The following is a 16,566-nucleotide window of genomic DNA, read 5'->3' as shown; positions in this document are numbered from 1 at the left end:
AATCATCAGGCCAATGGCGAAGTGTGCATCCGAGATTTGACGGCGCGATTCAATATTTCCGAAGGTAGGTCGCCCGCGACATAGGATACTTGGTAGACTACGTGCCCCATTGGCGGCAAAGCGTCCCGATGGCGGCCGCACAAGTAGGGTCGACGCTGAGCCAAAACGCACCTGGAGCGATACGCAAGTTTGCGTAAACCGCCTTCCCTGCCGCGGTCTTCCGATCAAAATCGCCTAGTCTCGCCACCCGAGGCCCCCTGACTTCCTTCCGGCCTCCGAGGCCGTCGTCTCAAACACGCCATCCGACATCGCTTGTCGCCTTTGTCGGATTCGCAACACAGCCTTAGCCGATCTCCTGTTTTGCTCAGGCTAAATCGATGAAAAGCAGCCACAAAGTTTCGTTCGGCTCGATCGGCCAGAGTTGGCACGAGTTTTGAATCGCTTCGGCACAGGCAGCGAGAGCTGTCGACCAGCGTTCATGTCGCGGGCAGTCGTGATGGATGGGAACGGAGGAAGTGAAGCAACATGTTAGGTCTGCGTCAGATCGCATTCTACGGCAGGGGGCATCGGCAGTTCACCGCCTCCCAAAAAAAATCTCGCGGCCCTTGTCGACCTCGGGCAGAAGATCCGCATCGTCGGCTGTGACCCGAAGCCGACAGCCGTCTGATAATGAACTCGAAAGCACGCAGGATACGGCCCTGCATCTCGCGGCAAAGTCATGCTCAAGGTCGGCTGTCCTCTCGCCCCCGAGCTCACCCTCTTCGAGCCAAGCTGTTGCTGGCAAGAGCTTTCGAAACGACATGCATCAAAATTATCCGCCGAAACACCAAGCGAAATTCTACAAAACGGACTTTCCGCCGCACTTCATCATTGTTCGAGCTGAAGTCAGATTTTTGGATGAAGAATAGCTCACGAAAGCACCCATGGCCGGCAAAGATAAGGCCCGTACTCGCGAGCCCGAGGCAGTGTGACCTGTGGCAACACGAAACCAGTATGCGCAACTCTGGCGGGCGATTTCCGAAGGGCCTGTATCAACATACTGGCTGGACAGGCAATTGAGGAAGACGTCATGAAAGATCATGCGCAAGTGAAGGACGCTTACACCGCCTATGGTGAAATATGGGGCGATGTCTACGATGAATATGTGGAAGCGCTCAATGAGTCCGTCGAGAACGCGCGGGCAGTCAATTTTCTCACGCCCTTCGCAAGGAACGGAACCACGCTCGAACTGGGCGTAGGAAACGGCCACATCGCCTTGCCCCTTTCGGCGACGGGAGCTTCGGTTCACGGTCTCGATAACTCGCAAAGGATGCTTGCATCGCTTCGTGCCAAAGCCGGTGGCGATTTGGTCACAACGCACCTTGGCGACATGGCAGAGTTTGACCTGGGCACTCAATATGATCTCGTCTACTGCGTTAATAGCACTTTTTCACTTATGGTGACCGTCGGTCAACAAATTGGCTGCTTTGAATCGGTCGCGAAGTCGTTAAAGCCTGACGGTCGCTTTGTGGTGCACTTGTACTATCCAGATACTGAGAATTTTTCAGGCGCAGGCTTCTATGGTGACCAAAGAACGACCGTTATTCATATCGATGAACGGCGCGCGATGGTGCGATTTACCAGGCATGACAGACCTAGACAACTTTTTGTTTCTCAAGACCTTTGGATCACACCGGGCGGAAGCCGGACGATGCCGATTAAAATGCGATATGTTTATCCAACGGAACTCGACTTGCTCGCAAAGATCAGCGGACTTGAGCTTCTCGAGCGTTACGGAGACTGGCATAGGCGCCCGTTTGACAACGCATCTTGGCAGTACATGTCGGTATTTCGCAAAACACCATGAGAATTGTGTGTCGCCATCGAAAACGCCGTGCGCTCGCCACGCAGCTTCGGTCGCGGCTGATGTTGGGGCTGAACCGGATCGACGGGTTGCTTGCCGCTGGCGTCGCCCCGGTCGGTTATTATTCCATCGACCATATGGTTGCTTGCGATGTCTGGCGAGATGGTGCCCCAAACAAAATCATCACGACGAAATCCGCCGAGCGCATGACGACGCATGTGCCTAACGGCCCCTCGGCACTTCGCTCCAGCCACCCTCCGGCCTTACGCATGACCAGGGCTGTTCGCGCAAATCAGTAGACGTCAACCGCTGGCTGCCGGTGGTCCGCTCGTCGGGTCTTCCCCAGTCCTTTTTCCTTCGGAGAAGGTTGTTGACGCAAGTCGGAAAGGAAGGTCGTGAGGTATGAAGCGCTGGGAAGTGGTTCGATCTGCTATCCTCAGTGACATCGATGCTGGTGCGTTCGAGGATGGGCGCTTGCCTGGCGACTTCGTCTTAGCAGAACGATTTGGTGTAAATCGCCACACGGTACGCAATGCGATCAAGGCCCTGGAATCTGAAGGCGCTTTGCGGGTTCAGCACGGTGTCGGGACTTTTGTTGCGGATGATTTCGTTTCACCTAGGCTGAACAGCGATCGCAGGGTCACTTACAAAGTCCTCGGTCAGAACAAATCGGTGAAGCGAGAGATACTGTCGGTCTACGAGACTTCCGTTGAACCCGATATCGCAAAGCGTTTGAGGATCGTTCCGTTAGTGTTGGTTACTGAGGTCAGGTGGGTTTCGTTCCTCAATGACTGGCCCTTGGCCACCGGATCGAGCCACGTTCCAATCAGCCGAGCTCCGGGTCTTGCAGTTGCGTTCGAAGGAGTAAGCTCCTTCACTGTCGCCTTGAGGCGCTGCGGTATTCTGGAATACAAGCGGAAATGGACACGGATAACGGCACGAAGACCCACCCAGCAGGAGGCACAACACTTACGGATATCGTCGTCCAGCCCGGTACTGGTTGAGACCAATGTCGATGTAACCCCCGATGGGTTGCCGATCAAATATGAATTCAGCGTCATACGAAGCGACAGATATGAATATCTTATCGAAATCAATGATTAGCACGGAGAATTCGGCGCGAAACCGTGGCTAATTCGCTGATGCACCCGCGGATTAGCCGGCCCGCTTTGCAGGGGATGGTGTCACGATGAAGTTAGCGCCTGTGGGGAATTACGACAGAGCCAAGGGCGATCGGCGCGCGGCTTTATGGCCGCATACAAGAAGAAGCTCAGAAGGGACTCGCCAGGTTTGGTCGTGACGAGCGGTGCTCCATCGATCCGATGTGCTCCATGCGGGCCGGGCTCACGCCGCTCCCGCCACGCGCTGCCAAGTGAAAGCTGGCTCGAATGCCGCCGGTAGCGCCGTGCCATCGCGCTCACCCATTGCCCGCCTCCACTCACACCGAGCTGCCGGACTAAGGTGCGCGAATTCGAAGACGCGGCAGCCGGGTGGCTGGCAGTCGGCTTTTTTGTGACCGACCCGATAGAGTCAACGTTCGATCACCCGCAAACGACCCGCCGGCTGACCAAATTCTGAGGGTTCGGTCTCATGGCCAGCGATGGAGCAGGGCTAGCTGAAGCCGGAGGGACGCAAACAACGCTGGCTGCGTAACCGGCTCTGGCTGAGGCGGTACATCGACCAAAGCTCTCCCCGTTTGCAGGAAAACCAAATTCCTTGGTCCCATTGTCATCAAAGCGTTACACGAAGGTTCCTAAGATACCTAGACATCTGTACATCACTCATAGCCCTTCAGGCTGTTGCGTGGAGCAAGACCTGTGTTCTTCATCTCTAGAGCTTTACGCAGCGCACTTACCTTATGGGCAATTCTTACCATCGTGTTTTTTGCGACACGGTTGACGGGAGATCCAACAGGCTTCCTTATGCCGCCAGAGATGCCCGAAGCACAACGAATTGAGCTTAGGGCAAAGCTTGGACTGAATGATGACATCGCAACACAATATCTAAGGTATGGCGAAGCGCTCCTTCGGGGAGATTTTGGGCAAAGTTTCTTCTCCAAAAGACCAGTTGTCGAACTTTTTATGGAGCGGGTCCCCAACACTCTTCTTTTAACCGTTCCAGCGTTTGTGTTGTCTGTCGCCATCGGCTTGTGCGGCGGCCTATGGGCTGCGCTCCGTCACAATAGTCTCTTCGATCGTTCGCTCACGACTGCAACAGTTGTGATGCAGGCTATCCCAAATTTCGTGGTCGGCATCGCCACCATCTTAATCTTCAGCCTCTCCCTCAGGCTTCTGCCGAGTGGCGGCATGGGGACGTGGAAACATTTTATTCTGCCCGTGATCACGCTCGCTCTTGCGACGTGCGCGAACACAGCTCACCTCGTCCGAACCTGCATGCTTGAGGTCTTAGCGCAGGATTACATGCGCTATGCCCGCAGCAAAGGATTGAGCCCAGCTGTTGTCGTGCTGAAGCACGGGCTGAGGAACGCAATACTCCCTGTCTTGACTATTATGGGTTTGCAATTCGGCGGCCTAGTTGCGGGCGCGGTCGTGACGGAGTCAGTCTTTGCCTGGCCTGGCGCAGGGCGTCTCGTGATCGATGCTGTCATGAAACGCGACTTCGCCCTGCTTCAATTCGGAATTCTGGTTTTCTCGGCAGCGATTATCTTCGCCAACCTTCTTGTCGATGTTGCCTACGGCCTGCTGGATCCCAGGATACGTGAGAGGTGATCATGAGCATTGATATCCGCGTGTCGGAACCAATTGTTGGCGAAACCGAAGACAAGCTTGTTCTGGCTCCGCCCCGGCGTGGCCGCCCGCCGGCAGCGAGGATCATTTCGCTCTCCATTCTGTTTCTTATGATCTTGTTGGCTTTAGCTGCTCCCGCAATCACTCCACACGATATCTCCGAGCAAAGCCTGTTGAGTCGTCTCCAGCCGCCTGTTTTCGCAGGCGGCACAGACGACCATCCGTTAGGAACTGATCATCTTGGGCGCGATGTTTTTTCTCGCCTCCTTTTCGCGACGCGCACCACGCTATTCATCGCTTTTGCCGGTGTCTTTATTGGCGTCGTCGCGGGCACGCTGGGCGGATTGATTTCCGGAACGTTAGGAGGATGGGCCGACCAATGCCTGTCGGCTGTGGTTGACGCGCAGGCCGCTGTGCCAACCACTTTGGTGGCTCTGACAGCAGTCGCATTAGCTGGTACGCATCCACTCGTTTTGGTGCTGATCATCGGCTTTTCGGATTACTATAGGTATGCCCGCATCGTCCGCGGGCAGGTCGTGGCCCTCCAAGGACGCAGTTTCATCGAAGCGGCTCGATGTTCAGGGGCGTCGCCTTGGCGTATCGCGATGCGTCACGTTCTTCCTAACACGTTCTCGCCCGTCGTCGTTCTGGCCAGCTTGAGCTTTGCCGAGATCGTCGTGCTGGAGTCTTCACTTTCTTTCCTCGGCGTAGGTGTTCAGCCGCCAAATGTTTCCCTCGGATCGCTACTCGGCGAGGCCAGAAACTACCTGATCTCCACACCTTGGCTCGCGATATTTCCGTGTGTCGTGATCGTTATGATCACCGTCGCGGCAGCCACGATCGGTGATTGGCTGCGTGCCTCCCTCGATCCCCGGAGCCGCACGTAAGAGCCGCAGCTCCAATCCCATTTCCTGCAGGAAAGACTAGCCACCATCACCTTAATCTTGGAGACCCCATATGCGAAAACTACTCTTGGCCATCGCCATGCTGCTGCCGACCTTCGCTGTCGCGCAGGAGGATACGAGGCCGCCACTCACCGTTGGCGTCAACACGGTTCGCGCCAATTTCGATCCTGGGCTAGCTCTCGGGAATGTGGACTTACCCATCACCTACAACATGTTTGATACGCTGGTCGCGAGGGACTTTTCCAAAAGCAAAGACCGGACGTCCTATGAACTCGTGCCCGGCTTGGCAGAGAGCTGGAAGCAGATCGATGACCGCACCATGGAGTTTTCACTCCGGCCCGATGTTCATTTCCACAATGGTCAGCCTCTCACCAGTGCTGATGTGAAATTCACGTTCGACCGCATCCTGGATCCGGCTTCCGATTATGTCGAAGCCAGGAATCTTCTCAAGGTTATCGAGCGAATCGACGCCGTCGATGACCTAACTGTGAGGATCACGACGAAGGCACCAAGCCCGATCCTGCTTCAGCTGCTGGCCTATCACACCAGCGAAATCGTGCCGAAGGCATATTTCGAGTCGGTCGGAGAAAGCGGTTTTGGGCAAAAGCCAGTGGGCACAGGTCCATTCGATTTCGTCAAGCTCCAGCCTGATGAAAGCATCGATCTCAAAGCAAATGACTCCTACTTCCGTGGACGCCCCACGATCTCCAGATTGACGTTCAGGTCCATACCAGAGGTGTCGGCAAGAATAACTGCACTTGCAAATGGTGAAGTCGACATTGTCAACAGCATACCTCCGGATCAATTAAAAGCCGTGGAAAGTCTGGGTTGCTGCAAAGTTCGCAGTGTCTTGATGAACCACCACTTCATTCAATACAACACCTATAATCCGGTGATGGCCGATGTGAAGCTCCGACAGGCCCTCAATCTGGCGATCAATCGCCAGTTGCTCGTCGATGCCCTATGGGATGGCAAGGCCACGCTTCCGCATTCGGCGCAATACGAGGCATGGGGACCCGAGCTTTATGACCCCAATCGCCCGACTCCGCCGTTCGACCCGGATCGAGCTCGTCAGCTGCTTAAGGAATCATCGTACAAAGGGCAGCCGATCTTCTACGTGACGCACCCAGTGTACTACACCAATGGCGTCGCTGTTGCGGAAGCCGTCGTGCAGATGTGGAAGGCGATTGGCGTAAATGCCAGTGTCCGCGTCGATGAAGGATGGACCCAACTCACCAAGGACAATCCGGTACTTACCGCACGAAACAGCTCTGACTGGGTCGTGCCAACGGATCCTGCGGTCACCCTCTACATGACTTGGTCGAAGGACCTTTGGAAAGACGAGGCGCACTTCGACGAACTGGCCGAGGAGGGCGAGACGACCCTCGACAGGAGACGTCGTCACGACATCTACCAGAAGATGATCGACCTTTTTGAGGAGGAAGCTCCGGGCACGTATTTGTACCGCGCACCGGAATTCTACGGGGTCCGATCAGGTATTCAGTGGCTCCCGAACACCGAATACACAATGGACTTTCGCCCCGACAACATTCACTTCACGAAGTGAAAAGCTAGACCTCCCAGCAACTAGGTAAGTCTAGGATGAAACAGAGCGAGCTTCTCCGTGTCGAAAATCTACGCACCTATTTCTACTCCCAAGGTCGCACTGTCAGAGCAGTCGAAGATGTGTCGTTCTCGGTTCAGCAAGGGAGTACTGTGTGCCTTGTCGGAGAATCCGGATCGGGCAAATCGGCAACTGCCTTTTCTATCCTGAACCTTATCCCAAAGTCGATGGGGCGCGTAGTTGCGGGGAAGGTCCTCTATGGAGGGGAGGACCTTCTCCGGATTTCTCAACGACGTCAACGCACGATCTTGGGCAACGAAATTGCCATGATATTTCAAGAACCCGCGGCGGCGCTTAATCCCGTCTGCACCGTAGGCGAGCAGATCGCGGAGGTTCTTCGAACCCATAAACAGTGCAGTGCTCGTGAGGCGCGCCGGCAAGCAAAGGCAATGCTTGATCGCGTCGGTATTCCCGACGCTCAACGCCGCCTGGACGATTACCCGCACCAGCTGTCCGGTGGCATGCGACAAAGAGCAATGATCGCGATCGCACTCTCGTGTCGCCCTAAGTTACTCATCGCCGATGAACCGACCACAGCGCTCGACGCGACAGTTCAATCGCAAATTCTCGGCCTCCTTCACGAGTTGCAGGCGGACACTGGCATGGCACTGCTGTTCATCACGCATGACCTCAGCGTCGTCGCCGAGATCGCTGACCGGGTTCTGGTGATGTACGCCGGCCGAATTGTCGAAGAAGGCGATGTCATGCAGATATTCGACGATCCGTGGATGCCCTACACTCGCGGTCTACTAAAAGCGCGGCCGGGCCTCCACTCCGGAGACGGATCTTCCCGGCGGCTTTCTGCCGTGCCCGGCGATCCTCCGGACCTCGCAAACCTGTCAATTGGCTGCTCCTTTCGCCCACGATGCTGCCATGCAGCCGCTGATTGCGCCTACCGCCCACCGGACCTCGAAACAGTCCGCGGGCACAGCGTGCGTTGCATGCATTGGCGTCAAATCGTGGAGGCCGCTGGGGAGCCGGAGGCTGTCCTATGAATGCTAATATTAGCGATATTGAAACGCCCGAAACCGGTGCAGTCCCGATCACCTATGGTGGCAAGCCCTTGCTTGAAGTTGACAGCCTTCGCGTCCATCTGCCACTCCGCAACATCTCACCGTTCAGGTTGAAACGATCCATAAAAGCCGTCGATGGAATATCGTTTTGCATTGCTCCTGGCGAAATCGTGGGCGTGGTCGGCGAATCCGGCTCAGGCAAGACGACATTAGGTCGGAGCTTGCTGCGGCTTGTCACGCCGAGTTCCGGTCGGATCCGATTTAAAGGGACCGATCTGACAGCTCTGTCGTCCAAAGAGATGTATTCTTTTCGGCGGCAAATGCAGATGGTGTTCCAGGACCCGTATAGCAGCCTCAACCCGCGCATGACTGTGGCGGAAATTGTTGGTGACCCGCTGTCAATCCACAAAGCTCATCTGACAACGCAGGCGCGGCAGGTACGGATCGCCGAACTCTTATCTCAAGTCGGAATATCCCCAGCACACGGCTCGCGTCACCCTCACGCTTTTAGTGGGGGGCAACGCCAAAGGATTGCCATCGCCAGGGCCCTGGCCACCGAGCCGGATTTCGTCGTCGCCGATGAGCCCGTATCGGCGCTCGATGTTTCGGTCCAGGCTCAGATCGTTAATCTACTTCTTGATCTGAAGGAAAGGCATGCTCTTACGATCCTGTTCATCTCGCATGATCTGCGAGTGGTTAGCCATATAGCAGATCGGGTAATCGTAATGTATCTCGGTAAGGTCGTGGAAATCGCACCGGCCGAAATATTTCGAAATGCGCCCGCTCATCCTTATACCGAAGCCCTGGTTTCAGCGCTTCCCGTTCCCCATCCAAGTCTTCGCCGAGCACGGGTAGTTCTGAAAGGCGAAGTTCCGAGCGCTGTTACACCTCCATCAGGCTGCGTCTTTAGAACGAGGTGCTCAATTGCCAGCGCAGAATGTGCCAAGGTCACGCCAGATCTTCGGCAAGTCGGCGCAGGCCACTGGATAGCATGTATAAAACGTTAATCTCTTTTGAGTGAGCTAGATTGCAATGACGCATCGAAAACTTCTTCTCATAATGATCGATGGCGTGAGCGCCGACTATTTCCAAGCACATGCCAACCGTCTGCCAAACTTATCGTCACTGGCAGCCGATGGATATCTCGTACGCCGCATGCGCTCTGCGGTACCAGCGACCTCCATGCCGGGTCGGGCTTCCATACTCACAGGTGTCGGAGCCGAGATACATGGTATCTTTGGCAATCGCATCCTGAGTGACGGCGCCTTTGTTGCAGCTGAAGCAGAACACCTCCTCGTTCCGACGATTGCGACTCTTGCCTCGCGTGCCGGCCTCGACGTGGCTTGCATCGGGCACGCCCTCATTAAGCCGGAAGATACGTCCATCTATGTTCCACCTTGCTGGCTGCGTGGCCCGGGCTTCATCAAGATCCCCAGCGATGGGAGTACGCCGTCACTGCTGAAGATAAAGGATCCACGCGGCCGACTGGGGGCCATCCCGCTGCCCTCTTACGTACCTGAATTCAGCGGGCCGGACGGCGTATCCAGCATTACCAGGACGCTTATCGGTGACCAGCTTACGATCGCCGCGGCCGCCAGTCTGCTCGAGTCAGAAGAGGCACCTGATCTTCTCATTACGGAGATCAATGCCACGGACGCCTTCCAGCATGACTTCGGCTATGGGAGCGACGAAGCTCATTTCGCGATCGCTTTCGCGGATTCTCTCGTTGGTCGTTGTTTGGATAGTCTGCGCCGGGCAGGTCGGCGTGATGATTACACGATTGCGATCGTCAGCGATCATGGCCACCGTAACATCAAAACATCAATCTTGCCGGACCTGATCATTCCGGGAAAGGTGTGGCAGTCCGAAGGTGCAACGCTGCACGTTTTGGTTGAAAGCGATATGGACCGCCGAGAGGTAACCAAGAAATTGCTCCAGTATGGCGCAGAGGCCTGGAATAGCGATCATCTACCAATTGAACTCCGCAACAGAATTGCCACTTTCACGGCGCCGCCAGAATGTGATTTCGAAGAGACCCCGGCACACCATCCGGCAGACCAACCGGTCGGCTGTCCGAAATACAAATCTACCCATGGTTTTCGACCTGGCTCTGCTGCGGATGATCGTGTTTGCATTATTTCCGGGCCGGCTGTTCCGAATGAGGTCGCGGAAGGGGCTGAAGCGACGCGCTTAACTCCAACGCTTTCATGCGTCCTTGGACTGCCCGGCGATACATTTTCCGATTGCCCGCTTTTCCGATAATACACAATGAGCAGTTATATCGCTCCAGGAGACGATATTGATTCGAACCGAAAAGAAAATGGTGTTCAATGAAGCGTTGGGAACTGGTTCGGTCCGCTCTACTCAATGATATTGATGCGGGAGCCTTCCAGGATGGCCGCCTGCCTGGCGATTTTGTCTTGGCAGACCGATTTGGCGTCAATCGGCATACCGTGCGCAATGCCATCAAGGTTTTGGAATCTGAAGGCGCCTTGCGAGTTCAGCATGGTGTCGGAACCTTTGTTGCTGATGATTTCGTTTCACACAAACTGAACAGCGATCCCAGGTTCACTTATAAGCTCCTTGGTCAGAACAAGTCCGTGAAGCGGGAGATACTGTCGATCAACGAAACTTCTGTCGAACCTGATATTGCAAGTCATTTGAACATCGCTCCCTCAGCACTGGTTACCGAGGTCAGGTCGACCTCATTCATCAATGATTGGCCTTTGGCGACCGGAACGAGCTACTATCCGGCAGCGCGCGTTCCTGGCCTCGCCACCGCATTCGAGGGAATGAACTCTCCCACTGCCGCCTTGAAGCGCTGCGGCATCGCGGAATATAAGCGGAAATGGACACGGATCACGGCCCGAAGACCTAGCCCGCAAGAAGCGCAGCTCCTGCGAATATCTTCGTCCAGCCCGGTACTTTTTGAGACCAATGTCGACGTAACGCCGGATGGCTTACCGATCAAATACGCTTTCAGCGTCATACGAAGCGACCGGTACGAATATCTTATTGAAACGAACGAATAAGCGCGAAGAGTCGCGTGTGAACACGGCGGCTTATTCGCGAGACCACCTCTGGCGGATCAGGCGGCCGCTCTGCCAGTCGGGATCGCAATAATACTTGATGGGCCGATGCCCTGTCATCAAATCGTTGCAAAAAGGAACTATGTCTATCCGGAGATACCTAGACATCTAGGCATCAATGTCCAACACCCTGATGAGCCCGGACCTGAGCCGGGCGTTTAATCGAAGCGGCGAACACCGGTGCGGATTGAAGTTGAAAAGCGGCAGCGATGGATGGCGGTTCTCGCGCGAGCCCGATGCGATGAACTTGAGCGGGCCTGGGACAACCTGGCCATCCAGCCGCAATTTGATTGGCTTCGCCGACCGGAAACCGGCCTCGTGCTTGTGCGTGGACGCGCCGGGGGTACCGGCGCCCTATTCAACCTTGGTGAGGTCACGATGACCCGATGTGCCGTTAGGTTGGCCGATGGCATGACGGGCTTCGCCTTCGTCCTCGGGCGCGACCAGCGTCATGCACAACTGGCGGCAGTTTTCGATGCGCTGTTGCAAGGAACAGATGACAGTGCGAGCGGCGTACTTCGGTTCGTTACCGAATTTGGAATCGCGCAATCCGCCCGCCGTGAGATCAAGAGCCGCAAAGCGGCTTCGACTAAGGTCCACTTTTTCGCAATGGCTCGAGGCATCAGTCCGGAATGATCAGCGTTTTGGATACTGCCGGGCTTGAGCCCGGATTCGCAAATCCTGTCTTCGATAGCCAGGACACATTCCGCCGCGTGTTAGATGCGTATGCATATGTCGGCAGGCCGCAAACGCTGGTCTCTGCCACTGCGGCAGTCGGTCCCCTTGATCCGGCGACCGCCGCCGTCTGCCTCACGCTTGCGGATTGCGAAACACCGGTCTGGCTCGATTCCCGGTCGAATCTACCTTCGGTTCGCAAGTACCTTGGGTTTCACTGCGGGGTGCCGTTTGTGGACAGCGTTGAAAGATCGACATTTGCCATTGTGGCCAATCCGATGACGATGCCGCGCCTGGCCGAGTTCAATCCCGGAACAGAATTGGAGCCTCAGGTCTCGACGACGATTGTTGTCCAGGTGCCATCTTTAAACGGCGGTCCGCCTGTTCGGTGGCGTGGACCGGGCATCCAGCGCGAAGTTTCGGTGGACGTTGATGGGCTTGCATCTTGGTTTTGGGAGGACTGGGAGCTCAATCATGAGCTTTATCCGAGTGGAGTCGATGTTCTCTTTACCTCCGGAAATGCAATTATCGCTCTTCCTCGCAGCATATCCGGGGAGATCTAGATGGCTTATGTTGCCGTAAAAGGTGGGGAGGAGGCTATCCTCAACTCACATGGTTTGGTTGCGGAGGATCGGCGGGGAGACCCAGCAGTTCCCGAACTTACGGTCCGGCAGATTGCCGAGCAGTTCGGTCTCGCTGTCGACCGAGTGATGTGTGAGGGCTCTGTCTACGATAGAGAGCTTGCGGCATTGGCATTGAAACAAGCCCAAGGCGACGCCGTTGAGGCGATCTTCCTTCTCCGGGCGTTTCGCACGACTCTACCGCGCTTGGCAGTGTCAAACGCGCTCGATACAGCCCGGATGGCCATTCAGCGACGCGTCTCAGCAACCTTCAAGGACATTCCCGGAGGGCAGATTCTCGGTTCGACCTATGAGTACACACATAGGCTGCTTGATTTTGATCATCTCGATATTGTTGATTGCGATATGCCGAAAGCGAAGGTCGCGGATGATCCGCTGGATCCAACTTTTCCGCGTGCCTTCGACAGCATTTCCGACGAAGACCTGATTGAAGCCGAGTTGCCGGAACCCGACCAGTCACCGGTTTTCGATCTCACCCGAGATCCTCTTGCCATGCCCGCCGGTCGCGATCAGCGCTTGCAAAATCTGGCCCGTGGCGATGAGGGATTTGTCGTGGGTTTGGCGTATTCAGCGCTGCGTGGCTATGGCGCTGCCCATCCCTACGTAGGGGAAACAAGGGTTGGGGATGTCACGATAGAAATCCTACCCGAGGAATTGGGCTTTTCTGTTTCTATTGGCGACATCATCGTCACGGAATGCCAGATGCTGGATTTCTTTGGGGGCTCGGAAGACGAGCCTGCGCGCTTCACCCGCGGATATGGTCTCTCATTTGGAAAGAGTGAGCGCAAGGCGATGGCAATGGCAATCGTTGACCGATCGTTGCGCTGTCGCGAATACGGCGAGGAAGCAAAATACCCTGTTCAGGATGAAGAGTTCGTTCTGTCCCATACCGACAATCTCGAGGCGGCCGGTTTCGTCTCGCATCTCACTTTGCCTCACTATGTCGATTTCCAGGGCGACCTGCAATTCATAAGACAGTTGCGGGAGGAGCATAACCGCCGCCGTTCAAGCAAGGAGGCCGCGGAATGACGGGACCTCATGACAACGCAGCCGGCCGCAGCTTCCGCCAACCCTACAATTTTGCGTATCTGGACGAACAGTCCAAAAGGATGATCCGGCGATGCATTTTGAAGTCCATGGCCGTTCCAGGCCTTCAGGTTCCGTTTGGCAGCCGCGAAATGCCGCTGGCGTACGGGTGGGGGACCGGCGGCATTCAAGTCACAGCCAGTGTCATTGGACCAAACGACACGCTGAAGGTGATTGACCAGGGCGCGGACGACGCAACGAATGCCGTCTCCATCCGGCGTTTTTTCAAGCGTGTGGCCGGCATCGCTACGACCGAAATAACAGAGGCTGCCACAATCATTCAGACGCGTCATCGGGTGCCCGAAACGCCTCTCAAGGAGGGACAAATTATCGTCTACCAAGTGCCGTCGCCCGAACCGTTGCGCCGGCTGGAACCGAGGGACTCCGAAACCCGTAAGATGCATGCCTATGCAGAATATGGTCTGATGAGTGTCGAGCTTTACGAAGATATCGCGCGCTTTGGTCATATTGCGACGACCAACAGCTATCCAGTTATGACAAACGGGCGATATTTGATGTCGCCTTCACCTATTCCCAAATTTGACAACCCGAAGATAGCGAACAATCCAGCCATTCAGCTTTTCGGCGCGGGCCGTGAAAAGCGGATTTACGCCGTCCCCCCCTACACACAGGTGCAGAGCCTGGATTTCGAAGACCATCCGTTTCGTGTGCAGCGATGGAGGCAATGCTGCTCCCTTTGTGGGGCGACTGACAGTTATCTTGATGAGATCGTGATGAGTGACAAGGGTCGTCGGATGTTCGTTTGCTCGGACACCGACTACTGCACTACTCGCCGGAACCATGGTCACCTTGGACCGGATCGTGGCGATCCCGCCGACATCGAATTGCTCTTACCCTCGAAAATCGCAACGGGATCGGAATCACGATGAGAGCAGCGGCTCAGTTCCAGCCCGCCCGCCGCCAGCCGCTGCTTTCCGTCCGGCAGCTCACGAAAATGTATGGAAAGACGGTAGGCTGCCGGGACCTTTCGTTCGATCTCTTTCCAGGGGAAATCATCGCGATTGTCGGGGAATCCGGATCCGGAAAGTCGACGTTGCTCAGCTGCCTGTCGGGACGTTTGATGCCTGATCAGGGTTCCGTCATTTACGATCTGAATCATAAAGGACCGACGGACATTTTGACCTTATCGGAGCCGGAACGCCGCAAGCTGATGCGGACGGACTGGGGACTCGTCCACCAAAACCCGCGAGATGGCCTTAGAATGGAAGTCACCGCTGGTGGCAATATAGGGGAGCGGCCAATGGCAGTCGGTGCACGCCACTATGGTCGCATACGAGAGGAAGCTCAGAATTGGCTTGCCCAGGTTGAGATTGACCTGCTGCGCACAGATCATCGACCGAAAACGTTTTCCGGTGGCATGCAGCAACGTCTGCAAATTGCCAGAATTCTCGTTACCAAGCCGCGCCTCGTCTTTATGGACGAACCGACGGGCGGCCTCGATGTATCGGTTCAAGCCCGGCTGCTCGACCTGCTGCGGTGCCTGGTCATGAATATCGGAGTGGCTGTCGTGATAGTCACCCACGACCTGTCTGTTGCCCGACTATTGGCGGACCGCATCATCGTGATGTGGCGAGGAAACATGGTGGAGACCGGCCTCGCCGACCAGGTTCTGGACGATCCGCATCATCCCTACACGCAGCTTCTCGTTTCCTCGGTGCTCTGAATGATCATAAGAACGGATACTTCACCGCACCGTGCAGCGGCAAAGCTCTCCCCGAACGAACTGACATTAACCGGCGCGCGACTTGTTTTGCCGGATGAAGTTTATGATGGAACAGTCCACATCATCGATGGCTACATCGACGACATCGCCGCCGGCAGAAGCACAGTGCCTGGCGCGATCGACCTCGAAGGCGGCTATGTGACGCCAGGCCTCATCGATCTCCATACCGACAATTCGGAGAAGCATGCACTGCCGCGCGCCGGCGTGGTGTGGAATCATCTTTCGGCGGTCATGGCACACGATGCGCTGGTCATAGCAGCCGGCATCACGACAGTTTTTGATTCCCTTTGCATAGGATCAACGACCCGGGATCATACCAGACAAGCTGATCGAGCTCGCATCCTGCCCGTTCTCATCGACGGGATTCGTGAAGCCAGGGCCCATGGACTGCTTCGAGCGGATCATTTTCTGCATTTGCGTTGCGAGGTGACCGACGAAGAGGTGATGTCCGTGTTCACGCCTTTGGTCGGCGATCCGCTTGTGAAACTCGTATCGGTGATGGACCATGCCCCTGGTCATCGCCAATCGCCCCAACTCGACCGCTTCCGTGAAATGCAGATCAAGCAGTATGGCTGGTCGGCAGAGGACGCCGACCGTCGAATCGAAGCATGGATCGATGCCTCACGGACGATAGGACCTCAAAACCGAAGCCGAATTATTGCCCTTGCGCGCGCTCGGCAACTGCCGCTCGCCAGCCATGATGATCAAACACCTGAACATGTTCGAGAAGCGAATGACGCTGGAGTTTTGATCTCTGAATTTCCGACAACCCGGGCTGCTGCGGAGATTGCGCGCTCCCTTGGCATTTGCATCTTAATGGGCGCACCGAATATCGTTCGCGGCAGCTCGCACTCGGGAAACATAAGCGCCCGTGAGCTGGCGACAACCGGTCACCTCGACATCCTTGCCTCGGATTACGTTCCGGCGAGCCTGTTGCATGGAGCCTTTCAACTGACAAGGGATCCGATCGGGATGAGTCTTACGAAGGCCATTTCCACGGTTAGTTCGGTCCCTGCCTCGGTGACCGGCTTTTGCGACAGAGGGATGATTGGAATCGGCGGCCGCGCCGATCTCTGCCACATCGTTGAAATCGCCGACATTCCCGTTGTTCGCGGAGTGTGGAGGCAAGGTCGTCAAGTATTTTGATAGAAAGCGGACCGCAAGCATACGGTCCGATGACCCTCAAGGAGAATTGTCTG

General features: G+C 55.9%; 15 protein-coding genes and 1 pseudogene. All 16 read left to right on the top strand.

Translation table 11 applies throughout. The features are described 5' to 3' along the window. Positions 1-525: 525 nt before the first annotated feature. Positions 526-725 (top strand): annotated as a pseudogene (gene nifH, locus A3A9_RS42945) (nitrogenase reductase); the annotation flags it as partial. Between the two features lie 344 nt (positions 726-1,069). Continuing rightward, positions 1,070-1,846 (top strand): class I SAM-dependent methyltransferase, encoded by a 777-nt coding sequence (locus A3A9_RS39455; protein ID WP_051371149.1) that lies wholly within the window; start codon positions 1,070-1,072, stop codon positions 1,844-1,846. A gap of 399 nt (positions 1,847-2,245) precedes the next feature. Continuing rightward, positions 2,246-2,947, top strand: coding sequence for a phosphonate metabolism transcriptional regulator PhnF (gene phnF, locus A3A9_RS0125270; protein ID WP_027033193.1), 702 nt, complete (start codon positions 2,246-2,248; stop codon positions 2,945-2,947). A gap of 713 nt (positions 2,948-3,660) precedes the next feature. Continuing rightward, positions 3,661-4,572 (top strand): ABC transporter permease, encoded by a 912-nt coding sequence (locus A3A9_RS0125260; RefSeq protein WP_027033194.1) that lies wholly within the window; start codon positions 3,661-3,663, stop codon positions 4,570-4,572. A 2-nt stretch (positions 4,573-4,574) separates the two neighbouring features. Continuing rightward, positions 4,575-5,477 carry an ABC transporter permease gene (locus tag A3A9_RS0125255; protein WP_027061207.1) on the top strand — a complete coding sequence of 301 codons (903 nt, stop codon included), beginning with the start codon at positions 4,575-4,577 and terminating at the stop codon, positions 5,475-5,477. 70 nt (positions 5,478-5,547) lie between these two features. Then, the gene (locus A3A9_RS0125250) at positions 5,548-7,062 is read left to right on the top strand and encodes an ABC transporter substrate-binding protein (protein ID WP_027033196.1); all 1,515 of its coding nucleotides are present in this window, start codon (positions 5,548-5,550) and stop codon (positions 7,060-7,062) included. Positions 7,063-7,097: 35 nt separating this feature from the next. Beyond that, positions 7,098-8,114 (top strand): ABC transporter ATP-binding protein, encoded by a 1,017-nt coding sequence (locus tag A3A9_RS0125245; protein WP_027033197.1) that lies wholly within the window; start codon positions 7,098-7,100, stop codon positions 8,112-8,114. Then, on the top strand, positions 8,111-9,139 hold the full coding sequence (locus tag A3A9_RS42940) for an ABC transporter ATP-binding protein (RefSeq protein ID WP_080680389.1): 1,029 nt from the start codon (positions 8,111-8,113) through the stop codon (positions 9,137-9,139). The genes A3A9_RS0125245 and A3A9_RS42940 overlap by 4 nt, the downstream gene beginning before the upstream one ends. A 25-nt stretch (positions 9,140-9,164) precedes the next feature. Next, positions 9,165-10,394, top strand: a complete 1,230-nt coding sequence (locus A3A9_RS39445) for an alkaline phosphatase family protein (RefSeq protein ID WP_051402054.1) — start codon at positions 9,165-9,167, stop codon at positions 10,392-10,394. A 68-nt stretch (positions 10,395-10,462) separates the two neighbouring features. Further along, positions 10,463-11,164: a phosphonate metabolism transcriptional regulator PhnF gene (gene phnF / locus A3A9_RS0125225; RefSeq protein WP_080680390.1), complete on the top strand. Its 702-nt coding sequence runs from the start codon at positions 10,463-10,465 to the stop codon at positions 11,162-11,164. 237 nt (positions 11,165-11,401) lie between these two features. Next, complete coding sequence (gene phnG, locus A3A9_RS0125220) at positions 11,402-11,857, top strand: phosphonate C-P lyase system protein PhnG (protein WP_027033198.1); 456 nt, start codon at positions 11,402-11,404, stop codon at positions 11,855-11,857. Next, the gene (phnH, locus tag A3A9_RS0125215; protein ID WP_027033199.1) at positions 11,854-12,459 is read left to right on the top strand and encodes a phosphonate C-P lyase system protein PhnH; all 606 of its coding nucleotides are present in this window, start codon (positions 11,854-11,856) and stop codon (positions 12,457-12,459) included. Before phnG ends, phnH begins: the two co-directional genes overlap by 4 nt. Next, positions 12,460-13,566, top strand: a complete 1,107-nt coding sequence (locus A3A9_RS0125210; protein ID WP_027033200.1) for a carbon-phosphorus lyase complex subunit PhnI — start codon at positions 12,460-12,462, stop codon at positions 13,564-13,566. Continuing rightward, positions 13,563-14,513, top strand: coding sequence for an alpha-D-ribose 1-methylphosphonate 5-phosphate C-P-lyase PhnJ (locus A3A9_RS39440; protein WP_051371145.1), 951 nt, complete (start codon positions 13,563-13,565; stop codon positions 14,511-14,513). Before A3A9_RS0125210 ends, A3A9_RS39440 begins: the two co-directional genes overlap by 4 nt. After that, positions 14,510-15,307 (top strand): phosphonate C-P lyase system protein PhnK, encoded by a 798-nt coding sequence (gene phnK, locus A3A9_RS0125200; protein ID WP_051371143.1) that lies wholly within the window; start codon positions 14,510-14,512, stop codon positions 15,305-15,307. Before A3A9_RS39440 ends, phnK begins: the two co-directional genes overlap by 4 nt. Beyond that, positions 15,308-16,513 (top strand): phosphonate metabolism protein PhnM, encoded by a 1,206-nt coding sequence (gene phnM / locus A3A9_RS42200; protein ID WP_080680392.1) that lies wholly within the window; start codon positions 15,308-15,310, stop codon positions 16,511-16,513. The last annotated feature ends 53 nt before the right edge of the window (positions 16,514-16,566 follow it).

It is taken from the genome of Mesorhizobium loti CJ3sym (assembly GCF_000472785.1).
Taxonomy (GTDB): Bacteria; Pseudomonadota; Alphaproteobacteria; order Rhizobiales; family Rhizobiaceae; genus Mesorhizobium; species Mesorhizobium loti_E.
The sequence above is the reverse complement of the archived record's forward strand: the minus strand, read 5'-3'. Positions and strand labels throughout refer to the sequence as shown.

Excerpts from the sequence above, each read along its gene's own strand:
- phnK (WP_051371143.1), top strand. The coding sequence starts at position 14,510 with ATGAGAGCAGCGGCTCAGTTCCAGCCCGCCCGCCGCCAGCCGCTGCTT.
- phnF (WP_027033193.1), top strand. The coding sequence starts at position 2,246 with ATGAAGCGCTGGGAAGTGGTTCGATCTGCTATCCTCAGTGACATCGAT.
- A3A9_RS39445 (WP_051402054.1), top strand. The coding sequence starts at position 9,165 with ATGACGCATCGAAAACTTCTTCTCATAATGATCGATGGCGTGAGCGCC.
- A3A9_RS0125255 (WP_027061207.1), top strand. The coding sequence starts at position 4,575 with ATGAGCATTGATATCCGCGTGTCGGAACCAATTGTTGGCGAAACCGAA.
- phnH (WP_027033199.1), top strand. The coding sequence starts at position 11,854 with ATGATCAGCGTTTTGGATACTGCCGGGCTTGAGCCCGGATTCGCAAAT.
- A3A9_RS0125210 (WP_027033200.1), top strand. The coding sequence starts at position 12,460 with ATGGCTTATGTTGCCGTAAAAGGTGGGGAGGAGGCTATCCTCAACTCA.
- A3A9_RS0125245 (WP_027033197.1), top strand. The coding sequence starts at position 7,098 with ATGAAACAGAGCGAGCTTCTCCGTGTCGAAAATCTACGCACCTATTTC.
- A3A9_RS39440 (WP_051371145.1), top strand. The coding sequence starts at position 13,563 with ATGACGGGACCTCATGACAACGCAGCCGGCCGCAGCTTCCGCCAACCC.
- A3A9_RS0125250 (WP_027033196.1), top strand. The coding sequence starts at position 5,548 with ATGCGAAAACTACTCTTGGCCATCGCCATGCTGCTGCCGACCTTCGCT.
- phnF (WP_080680390.1), top strand. The coding sequence starts at position 10,463 with ATGAAGCGTTGGGAACTGGTTCGGTCCGCTCTACTCAATGATATTGAT.
- phnM (WP_080680392.1), top strand. The coding sequence starts at position 15,308 with ATGATCATAAGAACGGATACTTCACCGCACCGTGCAGCGGCAAAGCTC.
- A3A9_RS39455 (WP_051371149.1), top strand. The coding sequence starts at position 1,070 with ATGAAAGATCATGCGCAAGTGAAGGACGCTTACACCGCCTATGGTGAA.
- A3A9_RS42940 (WP_080680389.1), top strand. The coding sequence starts at position 8,111 with ATGAATGCTAATATTAGCGATATTGAAACGCCCGAAACCGGTGCAGTC.